The following is a 14746-nucleotide window of genomic DNA, read 5'->3' on the forward strand; positions in this document are numbered from 1 at the left end:
TACGATGGAACATCATGATGAAACATCACCTATATTCTGAGTAAAACCAGTAAATACAGATCAAATGAACGATAAATTGGAAAAAATAGATAAATTTGATCTCAGCATCATCAGCTGCCTGCAAAAAGACGGCGCCTTGTCCCAGCGCGAGCTGGCCGATCGGGTGGGCCTGTCGCAGAACGCCTGCTGGCGCCGGCTGCAACGTTTGAATGCCTGCGGCATCATCCGCGGCACGCGGGCCGAGGTCAGCCTGGTGGCGCTGGGCCTGGACCTGACGGTGTTCGTCATGATCCGCACCAGCCACCACGCCAAGGCCTGGGCCGACGGGTTCCGCCTGCACGTCGAGCGCCTGCCGGAAGTCACCGAGTTCTATCGCATCGGCGGAGACTGGGATTACCTGATCAAGGTGGTCTGCCGGGGCATGGCGGGCTATGACCGCTTCTATCAAAAGCTGATCACGGATTTCGAGCTGTCGACGGTGACCGGGTTCTTCGCCATGGAAGCGATCATCGAGAACCGGCCGCCGGATCTGCGTGTGCTGGAAGGCTGACCCGGGCGGTCGGCCACTCATCACCAGGCGGCTCGGACCGACCGTCCTGCCCAGGCCAAGGACAGCGGGGCTTTTGGGTATCATCCGGCATCGCCATTCATGTCACGCCCCATGACCACCCTGCCCGCCCCCATGCCCGAAGCCCGGTTCTGGCAACTGATGACGCATGTCGACCGCCCGCTGCTGCTGTCCGGGCAGGACGACGAGAGCCTGAAGCCGCTGCGTGTGGCGCTGAGCCAATTGCCCGCCGATGACATCGTTGCCTTTGCCCTGCGCCTGGCCGACAGGCTCGCGGCCCTGCTGACCGCCTCGCGCGCCAGGACGGGACCGTTTGGCGACGACGCGCTGCTCTATGCCGCCTGCCATGCCGTCGCGCGCGGACAGGCGTGGTTCGAAGCCTCGCTGCGCTGGCCGGCGATGTTCGACGATGCGGACGCCGATCCCGACACGAGCTGGTGCGAATCGTTGCTGTACGTGGCGCGCGAGGCCTGGAGCCAGGCCAGCGGCGCCGACGAGGACGATTTCCCGGTCTGGACGCTGGAGGAAGGCCTGGCGCCGTTCGCCGGCAAACTGCCCGCGTCCACCGCCAGCGACGCCGCGCGCCGCCCCGCCACATCGCCGACCGCCTACACCGTCTACGCCAGCTTCGAGCAGCATCCCGGCATCGCCCGCCACGTGGAGCCGGAGGAAAACGTCCGCGTCACGCTGGCCGGGCTGCTGGACGACTACTTCTGGTGCCTGCTCGATCTGGACGACTATCTGGGCATCGTCAACGAACAGGGGCAGAGCTTCCAGCTCCTGCATGACGCCGCCAAGAACCTGTACTGGGCCGAAGTGCCTTGCGAGGCCGACAAGGCCTCCTACGGCCAGGAATTCTCGCGCGAAGCCCTGCTGGACCTGCTGCACCGCCTGCCCGCGAACTTCGACCGGGCGATGTTCGAGGCCCCGCAGAAGCTGGCCTGGGACGAGTAGCCCCGACGCACACTAGGCCGCCGAGGCGCGCGCGTGCAGGGCGGCGATCGCGCAGCTGTCCACCCGCGCCTGCACTGAATCCGCGCGGCTGGTCAGCAGGACCGGCACGCGCGTGCCCAGCACCAGCCCGGCCGCGCCGGCGCCGGTCAGCCAGGTCAATTCCTTGTAGAGCATGTTGCCGGCCTCGATATCGGGCGCCAGCAGGATGTCGGCCTGCCCCGCCACCGGCGAGGCGATGCCCTTCAGCTCCGCCGCCTCGCGCGAGATGGCGTTGTCCAGCGCCAGCGGTCCGTCCACCAGCGCGCCGCGTATCTGCATCCGGTCGGCCATCTTGGACAGGGCCGCCGCGTCCAGCGTGGCGGGCATGGACGGGTTCACCGATTCCGTCGCGCACAGCACCGCCACCTTGGGTCGGTCCACGCCCAGCGAGCGCGCCAGGTCGATGGCATTCTGCGCGATGTCGGCCTTCTCGGCCAGCGTGGGCGCGATATTGACCGCCGCGTCCGTCAGGATGAACAGCTTGGGATAGGCCGCGACCGACATCACGAAGGCATGGCTGATGCGCCGCGCCGTGCGCAGGCCCGACTCGCGCGCCACCACCGCCGCCATGAAATGGTCGCTGTGCAGGCTGCCCTTCATCAGCATGCCCACGGCGCCATCGCGCGCCAGCGCCGCCGCGGCCCGCGCCGATTCCAGCTCGTCGTCAGGCGCGTCGATGATCTCCAGCCCGCCGGCCGGCAGGCCCGATTCCTCCAGCAGCCGCGCGATGCGCGCGCGCGGCCCCACCAGCACCGGCTCGATATAGCCGGCGGCGCGCGCCTCGACCGCCGCGCCCAGGCTGGACGCGGACAAGGGATACGCCACCGCCGTGCGCAACCGGCCCGCCGACAGCGCGGCATCGCGCAGTGGCGCGAACAATCCATCGCTCGCCATCTTTCTCGCTCCTGCTGGCGCCGCCCCGCGCGGCGCGCTGGCCTCGGCCCGGCGCGCGGCCGGGCCCGTTGTCGCGGACGTATCGGCAGGCCGCGCCGGATCCCCGCTCCCGGATCCTCGAGACCGTATCCGTACTTCCGGACCCGGCCCCGGCGCGCGCCCGTCCTCGCGCCTAGTGTCCCGCCGGCTCGATCGACAGCGGCGTTTCCCCCGACGCGAAAGGCTGGTTGACGTAGGGCTGGTACTTCTGCAGGAAGCGCACCGGCTGCTTGAGCGCGTCGCGGCGGAATGGATCGCCCAGTTCCTGGCTCACCATCATCTCCAGCACCGTGGTCTTGCCCTCGGACTGCGCCTTGCAGGCCGCGCGCAGCGCGTCGCCCACCTGGTCGGCGTGCTCGACCCGCAGGCCTTCCGCCCCCATCGCGCGCGCCAGCTCGGCGAAGTTCGGGTTCTGCAGATTGCTGCCGACGAAACGGCGACCATAGAAGTCCACCTGGTTCTTCTTTTCCGCGCCCCACTGGCCGTTGTGGAACACCACCGCCGTCACCGGAATGCGCTCGCGCACGCAGGTCAGCAGTTCCTGGAAGCTCATGCACCAGGCGCCATCGCCCACATAGGCCACGGCCGGACGATCGGGCCGGCCCAGCTTGGCGCCGATCAGCGCCGGCAGCGCGTAGCCGCAGTTGCCGAAGCTCATGGCCGCCAGCATGGAATTCGGTTCGTCGAAGCGCAGATAGCTGTTGGACACCGAGCAGATATTGCCGATGTCGGTGGACACCATCACATGCTCGGGCATGGCCAGTTCCAGCTCGCGCAGCATGCGGCGCGGATGCATGCGGCCGCCGCCCCGGCTGATGATGTCCAGGCTCCAGTCGTCGCGTTCGTGCGACCAGCCATCCAGTTCCTTTTCCCAGGCGCTCTTCTCGGAAATGATGCGGTCGGCGCGCGCGCTCAGCGTGGCCGAGCAGGCCAGTTCGCGCGCGGCCAGCTTGGCCGCCAGCGCGGCCGCCGCCGGCTTGGCGTCGCCGCAGATGCCCACCGATACCGGACGCACCAGCCCCAGCATGCGATGGTCGGCATCCACCTGGATGATGCGGGCGTTCTTGGGCCAGTAATCCAGCCCGTGCTGCGGCAAGGTGCCGAAGGGCCCGAGCCGCGTGCCCAGCGCCAGCACCACGTCGGCCTCGGACAGGAGCTTCATGCCGGCCTTGGCGCCCTGGTAGCCCAGCGGGCCGCACCACAGCGGATGGCGCGACGGGAAGGCGTCGTTGTGCAGATAGCTGGTCACCACCGGCGCGCCCAGCAGCTCGGCCAGCGCCACGCACTCGGCCTGCCCGTCCGAGAACAGCACGCCGCCGCCGGCCACGATCACAGGAAAGCGCGCCTCGGCCAGCAGCCTGGCCGCCGCTTCCAGGTCTTCCTCGGCGCCCGGACCGCGACGCACGCGGCGCGGCTCGGGAATCGCCACGTCGATCTCGCCGTAGAAATAGTCGCGCGGAATGTTCAGCTGCGCCGGGCCACGCTCGGCCATGGCGTTGTCGAAGGCCTTGGCCGTGAACTCGGCCATGCGGTCGGCGCGGTTGACGTGCGCCTGGTACTTGGTGATGCGCGAGAAGATCGGCAGCTGCTCGGTTTCCTGGAAGCCGCCCAGGCCCATGCCGGACGTGCCGGTCTCGGGCGTGATCGCCACCACCGGGCTGTGCGCCCAGTAGGCCGCCGCCACGCCCGTCACGAAATTGGTGATGCCCGGACCGTTCTGCGCGATGCAGACGCCGTGCCGGCCCGTCACCCGCGAATAGCCGTCGGCCATGTGCGCCGCGCCCTGCTCGTGCACCGTCGGCACGAAGCGGATGCCCGCCGCCGGAAACAGGTCGAGCGCGTCCATGAAGGCCGAGCCGACGATGCCGAAGACGTCCTTCACGCCCTGGGCGACCAGGGTTTCCACAAACGCTTCGCTGGGGGTCATGTGTTGCTTGCTGCTCATGTCTATCTCCTGGCGGGCCGGCGCTGGACGGGTGGATTCTGGATTGCATATCGGCCGGGCTACGCCGATACTGCACCCGAAGCGCCGTCATTCCCATCCCGCCTCGTTCCACTTTCCGCAAAATCCGTCACGGGGCGGACCGCCACAAGCCAGATCTTCATTTTTTGAAAGATGAAAGACGAATCCTCCGCCGCGCTGCGCGCGCTCACCCTGCTGGAATTGGTGGCGCAATCCGAACGTCCGGTGTCGCTGGCCGCCCTGACCGAGGCCTCCGGCCTGCCCAAGCCGTCCGTGCTGCGCATCCTGTCGCGGCTGGCCGACGCCGGCATGCTGCTGCGCGAGCCCGCCAGCAAGAGCTACGTCAGCGGCCCCCGGCTGGCCGCGCTGGCGCGCGACGCCATGATCAACTCGCCGCTGCGCGGCGAGCGCCACCGCATCCTGGACAGCCTGGTCGACGAGATCGGCGAGACCTGCAACTGCACCATGCTGGACGGCGATGAGGTCGTCTACCTGGACCGCGTCGAGACCGCCTGGCCGCTGCGCGTCAACCTGCAGCCCGGCTCGCGCGTGCCGCTGCACTGCAGCGCCAGCGGCAAGCTGTTCCTGGCCCACATGCGGCGCGAGGCGCGCGAACGCCTGCTGGCCGCCGCGCCGCTGCCACGCTACACGCCCAACACCCTGTGCGACATGCAGGCGCTGGATCCCGAATTCCGCAGCATCCGCAAGGAAGGCGCCAGCTTCGACCGCGAGGAATACCTGCTGGGCATCGTCTGCATGGCCGTGCCGATCCTGCACGGCAATCGCGCCGTGGCCGCCGTGGCGCTGCACGCGCCGCTGGCGCGCCTGTCCATCGACGCGGCCCGCGCCTGGCTGCCGCGCATGCAGCAGGCGGCGGCGGCGCTGGCGCGGACCTATGAGGCGGATGCGCAGCTGCCGGGCGATTGAACGCGCCCCTGTCTTGAACCCGGCCCTGTCAGAAACTGATTTGCCCTGGATGACTGCATCAACATAAAATTGACAGCATTGACTGCAATCTCAAGGGATTGACAATGGCGATCCTGACCGTCCGAAACGTGCCCGACGAAGTCCACCGCGCCCTGCGCCTGCGCGCGGCCAACCACGGCCGCAGCACCGAGGCCGAAGTGCGCGAGATCCTGGAACACGCGGTGAAGGCCGAGCAGCGCCCGCGCCTGGGCGACCTGCTGGCGGAACTCGGCCGCAAGGCCGGCCTGCGCAACGAGGACTTCGCCGTCCTGGAAGACACGCGCGACCGCAAGCCCGCCAAGCCGATGAAAATCGCATGATCGTCCTGGACACCAACGTCGTCTCCGAAGCGATGAAGCCCGAGCCGCATCCGGCGGTCAAGACCTGGTTGAACGACCAGGTGGCCGAGACCCTGTACCTGTCCAGCGTCACGCTCGCCGAGATGATGTACGGCATCGGCGCCCTGCCCGAAGGCCGGCGCAAGCGCGGCCTGGGCATGGTCTTCGACGGCATCGTCGCGCTGTTCGGCGAGCGCGTGCTGGCCTTCGACGCCGACGCCGCCCATCACTACGCGGCGCTGGCCATCAAGGCGCGCGCCGCCGGCAAGGGCCTGCCAATGGCGGACGGTTATATTGCCGCCATCGCCGCCGCCCGGGGATACGCCGTCGCCACCCGCGACGCCGCGCCCTTCCAGGCAGCGGGCATTGCCGTCATCAATCCCTGGGACGCGTCCTAGCCTCCATCCGTGACCGGACCAATATCGTGACCGACACCGCCTTCTCCTCCCTGCCCCTGGCCCCCGCCCTGCTCCAGAACCTGGAAAGCCTGGGCTTCACGCAGATGACGCCCATCCAGGCACAGAGCCTGCCCCTGATCCTCGAGGGCCGCGACCTCATCGCCCAGGCCAAGACCGGCAGCGGCAAGACCGCCGCCTTCGGCCTGGGCCTGCTGCAGAAGATCAACCCGCCCTGGCTGGCGCCGCAATGCCTGGTGCTGTGCCCCACGCGCGAGCTGGCCGACCAGGTGGCGCAGGAACTGCGCCGGCTGGCGCGCCAGATCTCCAACATCAAGGTGCTGACCCTGTGCGGCGGCGCCGCGGTGCGCCCCCAGGCCGAGTCGCTGGCCCACGGCGCCCACGTCGTGGTCGGCACGCCGGGCCGCATCCAGGACCACCTGGCGCGCGGCAGCCTGGACCTGGCCGGCCTGAACACCCTGGTGCTGGACGAGGCCGACCGCATGGTCGACATGGGCTTCTACGACGATATCGTCGCCATCGCCTCGCACTGCCCGACCAAGCGCCAGACCCTGCTGTTCTCGGCCACCTACCCCGACAACATCCGCAAGCTGGCCGCCCGCTTCCTGCGCAATCCGGCCGAGGTCAAGGTCGAGGCCCAGCACGACGCCAGCCGCATCGAGCAGATCTTCTACGAGATCAAGCCCGAGGAACGCCTGGACGCCGTCGCCCGCCTGCTGGCGCATTTCCGGCCGGCTTCCACGCTGGCCTTCTGCAACACCAAGATCCGCAGCCACGACCTGGTCGAGGCCCTGAACCAGCAAGGCGTCAGCGCCCTGGCGCTGAACGGCGACCTGGAACAGCGCGAGCGCGACGAGATCCTGATCCAGTTCGCCAACAACAGCTGCTCGGTGCTGGTCGCCACCGACGTGGCCGCGCGCGGGCTGGACATCCAGAACCTGGGCGCCGTCATCAACGTCGACGTGACCAAGGACACCGAGGTCCACGTCCACCGCATCGGCCGCAGCGGCCGGGGCGAACAGAAGGGCCTGGCGCTGAGCCTGTGCTCGCCCGACGAAATGCGCTGGGCCACCCTGATCGAGCAGTACCAGGGCGTCCCGCTGGTCTGGGGCGACCTGCAATCGCTGCGCCCCAAGGCCGACCGCCCGCTGCGCGCGCCCATGGTCACGCTGTGCATCCAGGGCGGCAAGAAGGACAAGCTGCGGCCCGGCGACCTGCTGGGCGCGCTGACCGGCGACGGCGGCCTGACGTTCGAGCAGGTCGGCAAGATCAACGTCACCGAGTTCAACACCTACGTCGCGCTGGACCGCCGCATCGCCAAGCAGGCGTTCTCGCGCCTGTCCAACAGCGCCATCAAGGGCAAGCGCTTCCGCATGCGCTACCTGGAAGAGCTGTAAGCGTTGGTTAACGCTCCCAGGGAGCGCTGGCCGAATGCTTGATGGATTTGCTCGGGTTTTGCCATAATGGCCGCGCCTGTCCGGCCCCCGGGGAAAAAAGGGGGCCGGACAGAGGAACCATAGGCTCGCGGTGCGCTCCAACCAGCCCACTGTTCTTCTCAATCTGAATAAGAGAACCCCAACATGATCAAATCCGACGACACCGGCAAGCTGATCCTGCGCCTGACCCTGGGCATCCTGATCCTGCTGCACGGCCTGTTCAAGCTCTCGGGCGGCGGCGTCAGCGGCATCGCCGGCATGCTGTCCTCGCACGGCCTGCCGGGCTTTCTGGCCTATGGCGCCTACATCGGCGAGATCCTGGCCCCGGTGCTCATCATCGTAGGCATCTACACCCGCCTGGGCGGCCTGATCATCGCCATCAACATGGTGGTCGCCATCCTGCTGGCCCACACCGGCCAGCTCGCCAGCCTGACCAACAACGGCGGCTGGGCGCTGGAACTGCAAGGCATGTTCCTGTTCACCGCGCTGGCCATCGCCTTCATGGGCGCGGGCCGCTTCAGCCTGGCGGGCAACGGCGGGCGCTGGAACTGAGGCGCGCGTGATCGTCCGGCATGACGACTGACGGCGCGAGCCGCCGGTTGATGGAAACAAGGGTCGCCGCCAGGCGGCCCTTGTTCTTTTCGGATCGTGCTCGCCGCGCGTTTGATCGTGATCCGGCCATTCTCCAGGATTCGTCCGATTGATGATTTCCCGGACTACAGTCCGATATTCGTCCGATTGATGACTCCCCGGACTACCGTCCGATTGATGAGCTCCCAGATGAAGCAATCGCCGACCGCTCCCGCCGACAACGTGATCGCGCTGTACCAGGAACATGCCCGCGCCTTTGAGCAGCAGAGAAGCCGGGATCTGTTCGAGCGCGACTGGCTGGCGCGCTTTCTGGCGCTGTTGCCGGCCTCCGGCAAGCCGCGCGTGCTGGACATCGGCTGCGGCAACGGCGTGCCCATCGCCCGCCACCTGATCGAACAGGGTTGCGAGATCACGGGCGTGGGCACCTCCCTGCCCCTGCTCGCAGGCGCGCAAGCCGCGTTCCCGGATCACCGCTGGATCGCCGCCGACATGCGCCGCCTGCCCTTGAACGAAACCTTCCACGGCCTGATCGCCTGGCACAGCTTCTTTCATCTGAAGCCCGAAGACCAGCGGCCCATGTTCGCCACCTTCGGACGCCTGGCCACGCCAGGCGCGCCGCTGATGTTCACCAGCGGGACCACGCTGGGGGAAGCGATCGGGGAACTCGAAGGACAGCCGCTGTATCACGGCAGCCTGGACCGCCAGGAGTATCGCGACCTGCTGCAAGCCAACGGGTTTGAAGTGGTGCGATATGTCGAGTGGGACGAGGAGTGCGGCCGCGCGAATGTCTGGCTGGCCCGGCGTGGCGGCGCCGTCGAGGGCGAGGCGCGTCAGCCGCGCATCACGACAGTCCCGGGCGGGATCAGTCGCGGTTGATGAAGTCCTGCGTATCCCGGATGAACCAGGGGAGATTCAGCCTTTCTCCCTCGCCGGACTGGATGGTCAGGCGCCGGTCCGAGGAAGCCGGGGCATTGTCAGGGCGTTGCGCGGCGGGAGATGGCCGGCTGCGGTAGTCCATGTCGGCGCGCCGGGGCGGCGTGTCGGCGCAGGCGGTGAGTGTTGCGGCGACGACTGCGACAAGGATGGGGCGCAATGCCTGGCGTAGGGTCTTCATGGTCTTCTGATCCTGCTCGTGGCACGGGCCGGCGTGCCGGGTGGTCAAGGCCGTTAGTGTCCACCTTACTCTCGATGCGCAGTCCATGTCAGCGTCAAGCATTCCAAGGCAATGCTCTCGGATTCCGAGCCTTCTAAGCGATCGCCTCGCGGACTCTCGAAACATACCGGTTGACCGCCAAAGACACAAACTGTTTGAAATTGTTAAAGTGCAGTACTTTTTCTTCAAGTCATTCAAACAGAAACACCCGGCCCGTCGAGCCGCCGGTCATATACGGAGAACAGCAAAGCTCCCCTGCCGGCTCGCTGGATATCAAATTCGCCATCAGAAGACAGCGAAGCGAAGGTGGGGTGGTGATGCTGCACGAATCGAAGTGACGCCCATTATTGCCAGGATGAACTCGGTCATCTGCGTGGGCCTGAATCCAGCGTGCAGGTCGGACGCCTGGTTGATCGTCCGACCAGATGTGAGGCTGCCGCATGGCAGCCCTATTTTGAACACATAGGATGCGAGATGAGCAGGTATTGCGGTGAAGTGAATTCCGCCCCGATTCTTCGTGCCGCCGAACACTGGCGCGACGTGGCATTGCTTGAAGATGGCTCCGTATTTAGCGACAAACCGCTCTGGACCCAGGCGGGAATCGCTGCATTGAATACGTACTTCGTTGGAAACCCCGATCCCAACGGCCGGAATTTCATCGAGAAGCTCCGTGAACAGCTCGCCCCCACGGGACCGGAGGTCAAACAACTGGCCGCGGAAATGATGTGGGCGATGCTGCTGTGCCCCAGCAATACCAGCGCGGCCAGAAAGCGCGAGATCATCAACGCCATCTGGCGCTGGTCGGACGAAGCGCCGTTGTCCGCGGCGACGCCGTATCTCTCTGACGACGTACTCGCCGGCATAGGCAGCGGCGGCCCGGGATACAACAACCATCGCTGGCGCGAACTGGTGTTCATCATCAGATTCGTGGGCATGTTCAAGGCGGAACCCCTGGAAAAGCGCCGGGAACTGCTGTCCGACGGCGAGAACTTCGCATGGTGGCTGCAATCCGTGCCAGACAGCGCGGCACGCCAGTTCCGGCACATGCTGCTGTTCCTGCTCTTCCCGGACGACTTCGAACGCATCTTCGGGCAAGGCGACCGCCGGCTCATCGCTCGTGTGTTTTCCAACAAACCCGGGTCGGACATCCGCGCGCTGGATCCCGTGGAACTTGACCACACCCTGCGAGTCGTCCGGCGGCGTCTCGAGACCGAACACGCCGGCCAGCCGCTGGACTACTACGTGCCGCCGCTGCGCGACCAATGGCGCCGTCCCGCGCAGACGCGCCCCGCAGCGGCCAAGCCCGAAGCGGTCCCTCAACCACAGCCGGAGGATCTGGACGAACAATCTGCCGAGATGTCCTACACGCTGGATGAAGCGATCGATGGCTTGTTCATCGACCGCGCGGACTTCAGCCGCATCGTCGAGCGCCTGCGCGCCAAGAAGAATCTCATCCTGCAAGGCCCGCCCGGCGTGGGAAAGACCTTCTTCGCCCGTCGCCTGGCTTACGCCCTGATGGCCAGCAAATCGGACGAAAGGGTCGAGATGGTCCAATTTCACCCCTCTTACGCCTACGAGGACTTCATCCAGGGTTTCCGCCCGAATGGCGCCGGATTCACGTTGCGCAACGGCCCTTTTCATGCATTTTGCGAGAAAGCCCGCAACAGCGACGAAGACTTCGTCTTCATCATCGACGAAATCAACCGCAGCAATCTGGGCAAGGTGTTTGGCGAGCTGATGATGCTCATCGAGAGTGACAAACGCGGACCGGAGTGGGCCGTGCCGCTGGCGTATGCGGACAAGGAAGACGCCAAATTCCATGTGCCGGAAAACGTGCACATACTCGGCCTGATGAACACGGCCGATCGGTCCCTGGCCATGGTCGACTACGCATTGCGGCGCCGTTTTGCCTTTGTCGATGTCGGCCCCGGCTTTGGCACGCCGCAATTCACCGCCTTCATCAAACAGCGTGGCGCCACGGAGGAACTCGCCGCGCGCATCGTGCGCGAGATGGACGCGCTCAATCAGGCCATCGCGCAAGACCGCGCCAATCTCGGGCCGGGCTTCTGCATCGGGCACAGCTATTACTGCACCGGCATCAGCGAAGCGGGCGCGACGCCCGAATGGTACGAGGACGTCATCGAATCAGAAATCCTCCCGCTGCTACGGGAATACTGGTTTGACGATGAAGCGCGAGTCAGGGAATGGGAAAGAAAGCTGCGCGGAAAATGACGATGACCGCGCCACGCATTCCGATCCAGAATCTGTACTACCTGCTGTGCTATGCCTGGAACAGGCTGCCGCAAGGCAAGCTCGTCGACGTCTCGGGCGTACCCGCCACCGAACTCGCGAATCTGTTCGCTCATGTGCTGTGCCAAGGCATCGACCACATGAAGCGGCGCGGCCTGGAACAAGGCTACGAATTACGCGAAGACGAACTGCCCGGAGTGCGGGGACGCCTGGACATCCTGCGGACGGCCCGTCGCCATTTGGCGGCGCACGGCCGGGCCGCCTGCCGCTTCGACGAACTTACGCCGAATACGCTGCCCAATCGGATCCTGAAGACGACACTGCGCCGGCTGTCGAATACAGGCGGCCTGCGCGACGACCTGCGCAAGCGCGTCGGCGTGTTGCATCGAGACCTGCGAGGCATCACCGAAACCACGCTGAACGCGCGCGCATTTCGCGCGGTGCAGCTGCACGCGAACAACCGTTTCTATCGTTTCCTGCTGAACGTCTGTGAACTCATCCATGAAGCATGCTTGCCCGACCCGGAAGGCGGGGGATATCAATTCCGGGATCTGATACGAGATGAAAGGGCAATGGCGCTGGTGTTCCAGAACTTCCTGTTCCATTTCATCCGGATCGAACTGCCGCAGTGGTCGGTGGGGCGAGAACACATCCAATGGCATGGCGTGGAGGCCCAGGACGAAGCGCGAGCGCTGTTGCCACGCATGGAAACCGATATCTCGATCCAGCGTGGCAATGAACATCTCATCATTGACGCGAAGTACTACCAGCATACGTTGAACGAGCGCCACGGCGCGCAGAAGCTGCATCCCGACAATCTGTTCCAGATGTGGGCCTATCTGACGAATGCGCAACGCGCGCCGGACGTCAATCTGAGCGGAATGCTGGTCTATCCCAGAGTGGATCAGACCCTGCGTTGCCGGTATTCCATCCAGGGCCGCGCATTGACGATCGCGACGATAGACCTGGCGCAGCCCTGGGAAAATGTTCATGCGGAACTTGCGGAGCTGTTCGCATGAACAAGCAGCGGATGCAAGCGGCCGGCTGCCCGGGGCGTTGAGCAAGCGCTTCCGTTCCCCCTGAGCCCGAACAGGGTCCAAGCGATCCCGCGCGGGCAGGAGCTCGCCATTCTGAAATGGGAAAATTGATACTGAGAATAAATCTCAGTACAATCTTGCCACTTTCAACCCGCCAGCGACATTTCGGCCGCCGGCCGATGCTCAGTCCCCGGGCGCCGTGCTCATCATCCCGTTCCCTTCTTTCGTCTCATGCCTGGCCCCGCCCCAATCCGGGCGTGTCACGCCCAGGCCGGCGCACGCACACAAGATGGAAACCCCCGCATGAGCCGCAGGCCCGTGCTGGCGCCCAACGGCAGCCCCTCTTCCACCAGCGCCACGAACAAAAGCGCCATCGCCAAGGCCTACGCCCGCTGGCGCCTGCCCCTGCTGCGCGGGCTGGCGCGCTTCAAGGGCAGCATTGGCAGCGCCGAGGACGCGCTGCATGACGGCGTCGTCAAATGGGTGGCGGCCGATCCCGCGCTGGCCTCCACCGACGAGCAAGGTGCCTACCTGCGCAAGACCGTCCTGAACGGCGTGGCCGACGAGTTCCGCGAGCGCCAGGCGGGCCGGCGCCTGCGGACCGTTTCCTTCGACGAGGCCGCCGACGATGGGCAGGCCATGATGAGCGACGAGGCCTCGTGTCCGATGCACGCGGCGGCGCATCAGCAGCGGCTGGCGCGCCTGGGCGAGGCCTTGCAGGAACTGCCCGAGCGCCAGCGCGAAGCCTTTGTGCTGAGCCGCTTCGACGGCCTGACGCAGGACGAGGTCGCCGCGCGCATGCAGATCTCGCGGCGCATGGTGGTCAAGCATCTGGCACGGGCCATCGCCTACTGCGAGGTGCGGGTGCACTATGCTACGGTTGCGCAGATGCAGCAGCTGCATCGGCCCGCCGCCGATCCGGCCGGCCTGGACAAGAACAACAATAGCGATTCCGCTCCTTGATGACCGCCGCCCCCTCCTCTGTTCCGCCCGATCCGCTTGCCTTGCATGAGGCGGCGGCCGAATGGCTGGTGCGCCGCCAGGATGCCAGCTGGACGGCCGAGGACGAGCACGAACTGGCGGCATGGCTGGCCGCAGAGCCGCTACACCGGCAGACATACGCGCAGGTGTCGCGCACCTGGCAGGATCTGGCGCAAGTGCCCCGGCCCGCGCTGGCATCGGATAAGCCGGCGGCAGCATTGTCCCCGCCGCCCTCGCACGCCCGGACGGCGCCCCCGCCCCGTCCGGTGTCGGACGCGCGGGCGGCGATCTCGCCCCCGCCAGCATCGCGACCGGCATCCCGCCCCGCGCCCGCCCGGCCCCGCTTCTGGCAGGCGCTGCTGGGCCAGCCGGTTTTCTCCAAGGCATTTGCCGCCGTCTGTGCCGCTGTCATGCTGGGCGGCGGCTACGGCTGGTATCGCTGGGACAACACCCCCGGCTATACGCTGAACGTGGCCACCGCCGCCGGCGAAACACGTCATCTGGACCTGCCCGACGGTTCCCGCGTCGCGCTGAATTTCAACAGCACGCTCCAGGTGCGCTACTACCCGCGCCGCCGCGAACTGGTGTTGAACCAGGGCGAAGGCTATTTCGATGTGGCGCCGGACGCGCGCCGCCCCTTCACCGTGGATGCGCGCCAGAGCCGCGTCACCGTGGTCGGCACGGCCTTCAACGTGCGCAACGCGCCGGATGAGGTCATCGTCAAGGTCTTGCACGGCCGCGTACGGGTGCAGCCCGACCGCGACAAGGCCGGCGCCGAGCTGACGCTGAACGCGGAAGAAGGCCTGGCCGTGGATACGCGCAAACCCAGCTACCGTCCCGTGGCGGCGTTGCCGGAAAGCGTGGGCGGCTGGCGCAACGGACGGCTGGTCTACCGGCGCACGCCGCTGGGCGAAGTGGTCCAGGAGATCGCGCAGTACGTGGGCAAGCCCGTGTCGCTGGCCCACCCGGGCCTGAAGTCCCTGCCGGTTTCCGGTTTCGCGGCCACGAACGCGCCGGCCGCCTTCCTGGAAGCCCTGCCCGATCTGCTGCCCGTGCAAGTCAAGCGCACCGCCGACGGCGGCTATCTGATCCAGGCCCGCTGACGGCCCGGGCGTCAGCCA

15 protein-coding genes are annotated in these 14746 nt (G+C 66.6%); 12 read left to right on the forward strand and 3 right to left on the reverse strand.

The features are described from left to right. The first annotated feature begins 64 nt into the window (after nt 1-64). Together AC6LJ9_RS04685 and AC6LJ9_RS04690 are read left to right on the forward strand one after the other, a co-directional pair. A complete protein-coding gene (locus AC6LJ9_RS04685; RefSeq protein WP_103274168.1) occupies nt 65-550 on the forward strand; it encodes an Lrp/AsnC family transcriptional regulator in 486 nt (161 codons plus the stop codon). A gap of 99 nt (nt 551-649) precedes the next feature. After that, nucleotides 650-1522 (forward strand): DUF4240 domain-containing protein, encoded by an 873-nt coding sequence (locus AC6LJ9_RS04690; RefSeq protein WP_498146616.1) that lies wholly within the window; start codon nt 650-652, stop codon nt 1520-1522. A 12-nt stretch (nt 1523-1534) separates the two neighbouring features. Here the strand turns inward: AC6LJ9_RS04690 and AC6LJ9_RS04695 are convergent, their stop codons facing one another. Together AC6LJ9_RS04695 and xsc are read right to left on the reverse strand one after the other, a co-directional pair. Further along, nucleotides 1535-2455, reverse strand: coding sequence for a bifunctional enoyl-CoA hydratase/phosphate acetyltransferase (locus AC6LJ9_RS04695; protein ID WP_212320901.1), 921 nt, complete (start codon nt 2453-2455; stop codon nt 1535-1537). A 172-nt stretch (nt 2456-2627) separates the two neighbouring features. After that, nucleotides 2628-4439 carry a sulfoacetaldehyde acetyltransferase gene (gene xsc / locus AC6LJ9_RS04700; protein ID WP_498146617.1) on the reverse strand — a complete coding sequence of 604 codons (1812 nt, stop codon included), beginning with the start codon at nt 4437-4439 and terminating at the stop codon, nt 2628-2630. 171 nt (nt 4440-4610) lie between these two features. On the opposite strand from xsc, the gene AC6LJ9_RS04705 reads away from it, so the two are divergent. The 6 genes from AC6LJ9_RS04705 to AC6LJ9_RS04730 all read left to right on the forward strand — a co-directional run bounded on the left by AC6LJ9_RS04705 (nt 4611) and on the right by AC6LJ9_RS04730 (nt 9080). Next, entirely contained in the window at nt 4611-5384 is a 774-nt protein-coding gene (locus tag AC6LJ9_RS04705; RefSeq protein WP_498146618.1) for an IclR family transcriptional regulator, read from the forward strand. 104 nt (nt 5385-5488) lie between these two features. Beyond that, nucleotides 5489-5743 carry a FitA-like ribbon-helix-helix domain-containing protein gene (locus AC6LJ9_RS04710; RefSeq protein WP_103274164.1) on the forward strand — a complete coding sequence of 85 codons (255 nt, stop codon included), beginning with the start codon at nt 5489-5491 and terminating at the stop codon, nt 5741-5743. Then, nucleotides 5740-6159 (forward strand): PIN domain-containing protein, encoded by a 420-nt coding sequence (locus AC6LJ9_RS04715; RefSeq protein ID WP_103274163.1) that lies wholly within the window; start codon nt 5740-5742, stop codon nt 6157-6159. Before AC6LJ9_RS04710 ends, AC6LJ9_RS04715 begins: the two co-directional genes overlap by 4 nt. Before the next feature lie 26 nt (nt 6160-6185). Further along, nucleotides 6186-7574 carry an ATP-dependent RNA helicase DbpA gene (gene dbpA, locus AC6LJ9_RS04720; RefSeq protein ID WP_392409992.1) on the forward strand — a complete coding sequence of 463 codons (1389 nt, stop codon included), beginning with the start codon at nt 6186-6188 and terminating at the stop codon, nt 7572-7574. A gap of 183 nt (nt 7575-7757) precedes the next feature. Continuing rightward, the gene (locus tag AC6LJ9_RS04725; protein WP_498146619.1) at nt 7758-8165 is read left to right on the forward strand and encodes a DoxX family protein; all 408 of its coding nucleotides are present in this window, start codon (nt 7758-7760) and stop codon (nt 8163-8165) included. Between the two features lie 228 nt (nt 8166-8393). After that, complete coding sequence (locus AC6LJ9_RS04730; protein WP_498146620.1) at nt 8394-9080, forward strand: class I SAM-dependent DNA methyltransferase; 687 nt, start codon at nt 8394-8396, stop codon at nt 9078-9080. Here the strand turns inward: AC6LJ9_RS04730 and AC6LJ9_RS04735 are convergent. Further along, nucleotides 9067-9318 (reverse strand): hypothetical protein, encoded by a 252-nt coding sequence (locus tag AC6LJ9_RS04735; RefSeq protein ID WP_498146621.1) that lies wholly within the window; start codon nt 9316-9318, stop codon nt 9067-9069. The two genes, AC6LJ9_RS04730 and AC6LJ9_RS04735, sit on opposite strands and share 14 nt — an antisense overlap. A gap of 513 nt (nt 9319-9831) precedes the next feature. Between AC6LJ9_RS04735 and AC6LJ9_RS04740 the strand changes: the two genes are divergently transcribed. The 4 genes from AC6LJ9_RS04740 to AC6LJ9_RS04755 all read left to right on the forward strand — a co-directional run bounded on the left by AC6LJ9_RS04740 (nt 9832) and on the right by AC6LJ9_RS04755 (nt 14728). Further along, nucleotides 9832-11589, forward strand: a complete 1758-nt coding sequence (locus AC6LJ9_RS04740; protein WP_498146622.1) for an AAA family ATPase — start codon at nt 9832-9834, stop codon at nt 11587-11589. Between the two features lie 2 nt (nt 11590-11591). Then, nucleotides 11592-12626, forward strand: a complete 1035-nt coding sequence (locus AC6LJ9_RS04745) for a 5-methylcytosine restriction system specificity protein McrC (RefSeq protein ID WP_498146623.1) — start codon at nt 11592-11594, stop codon at nt 12624-12626. Nucleotides 12627-12947: 321 nt separating this feature from the next. Then, complete coding sequence (locus tag AC6LJ9_RS04750) at nt 12948-13607, forward strand: RNA polymerase sigma factor (protein ID WP_498146624.1); 660 nt, start codon at nt 12948-12950, stop codon at nt 13605-13607. After that, a complete protein-coding gene (locus AC6LJ9_RS04755) occupies nt 13607-14728 on the forward strand; it encodes a FecR domain-containing protein (protein WP_498146625.1) in 1122 nt (373 codons plus the stop codon). The genes AC6LJ9_RS04750 and AC6LJ9_RS04755 overlap by 1 nt, the downstream gene beginning before the upstream one ends. Nucleotides 14729-14746: the final 18 nt, after the last annotated feature.

The organism is Achromobacter sp. 1011811831 (genome assembly GCF_059760905.1).

Bases quoted from the DNA above. Each gene is read 5' to 3' on its own strand.
- AC6LJ9_RS04690 (WP_498146616.1), top strand. From the start codon at position 650: ATGTCACGCCCCATGACCACCCTGCCCGCCCCCATGCCCGAAGCCCGG.
- AC6LJ9_RS04710 (WP_103274164.1), top strand. From the start codon at position 5,489: ATGGCGATCCTGACCGTCCGAAACGTGCCCGACGAAGTCCACCGCGCC.
- AC6LJ9_RS04685 (WP_103274168.1), top strand. From the start codon at position 65: ATGAACGATAAATTGGAAAAAATAGATAAATTTGATCTCAGCATCATC.
- AC6LJ9_RS04730 (WP_498146620.1), top strand. From the start codon at position 8,394: ATGAAGCAATCGCCGACCGCTCCCGCCGACAACGTGATCGCGCTGTAC.
- AC6LJ9_RS04725 (WP_498146619.1), top strand. From the start codon at position 7,758: ATGATCAAATCCGACGACACCGGCAAGCTGATCCTGCGCCTGACCCTG.
- AC6LJ9_RS04735 (WP_498146621.1), bottom strand. From the start codon at position 9,318: ATGAAGACCCTACGCCAGGCATTGCGCCCCATCCTTGTCGCAGTCGTC.
- AC6LJ9_RS04715 (WP_103274163.1), top strand. From the start codon at position 5,740: ATGATCGTCCTGGACACCAACGTCGTCTCCGAAGCGATGAAGCCCGAG.
- xsc (WP_498146617.1), bottom strand. From the start codon at position 4,439: ATGAGCAGCAAGCAACACATGACCCCCAGCGAAGCGTTTGTGGAAACC.
- AC6LJ9_RS04750 (WP_498146624.1), top strand. From the start codon at position 12,948: ATGAGCCGCAGGCCCGTGCTGGCGCCCAACGGCAGCCCCTCTTCCACC.
- AC6LJ9_RS04695 (WP_212320901.1), bottom strand. From the start codon at position 2,455: ATGGCGAGCGATGGATTGTTCGCGCCACTGCGCGATGCCGCGCTGTCG.
- AC6LJ9_RS04740 (WP_498146622.1), top strand. From the start codon at position 9,832: ATGAGCAGGTATTGCGGTGAAGTGAATTCCGCCCCGATTCTTCGTGCC.
- AC6LJ9_RS04705 (WP_498146618.1), top strand. From the start codon at position 4,611: ATGAAAGACGAATCCTCCGCCGCGCTGCGCGCGCTCACCCTGCTGGAA.
- AC6LJ9_RS04755 (WP_498146625.1), top strand. From the start codon at position 13,607: ATGACCGCCGCCCCCTCCTCTGTTCCGCCCGATCCGCTTGCCTTGCAT.
- AC6LJ9_RS04745 (WP_498146623.1), top strand. From the start codon at position 11,592: ATGACCGCGCCACGCATTCCGATCCAGAATCTGTACTACCTGCTGTGC.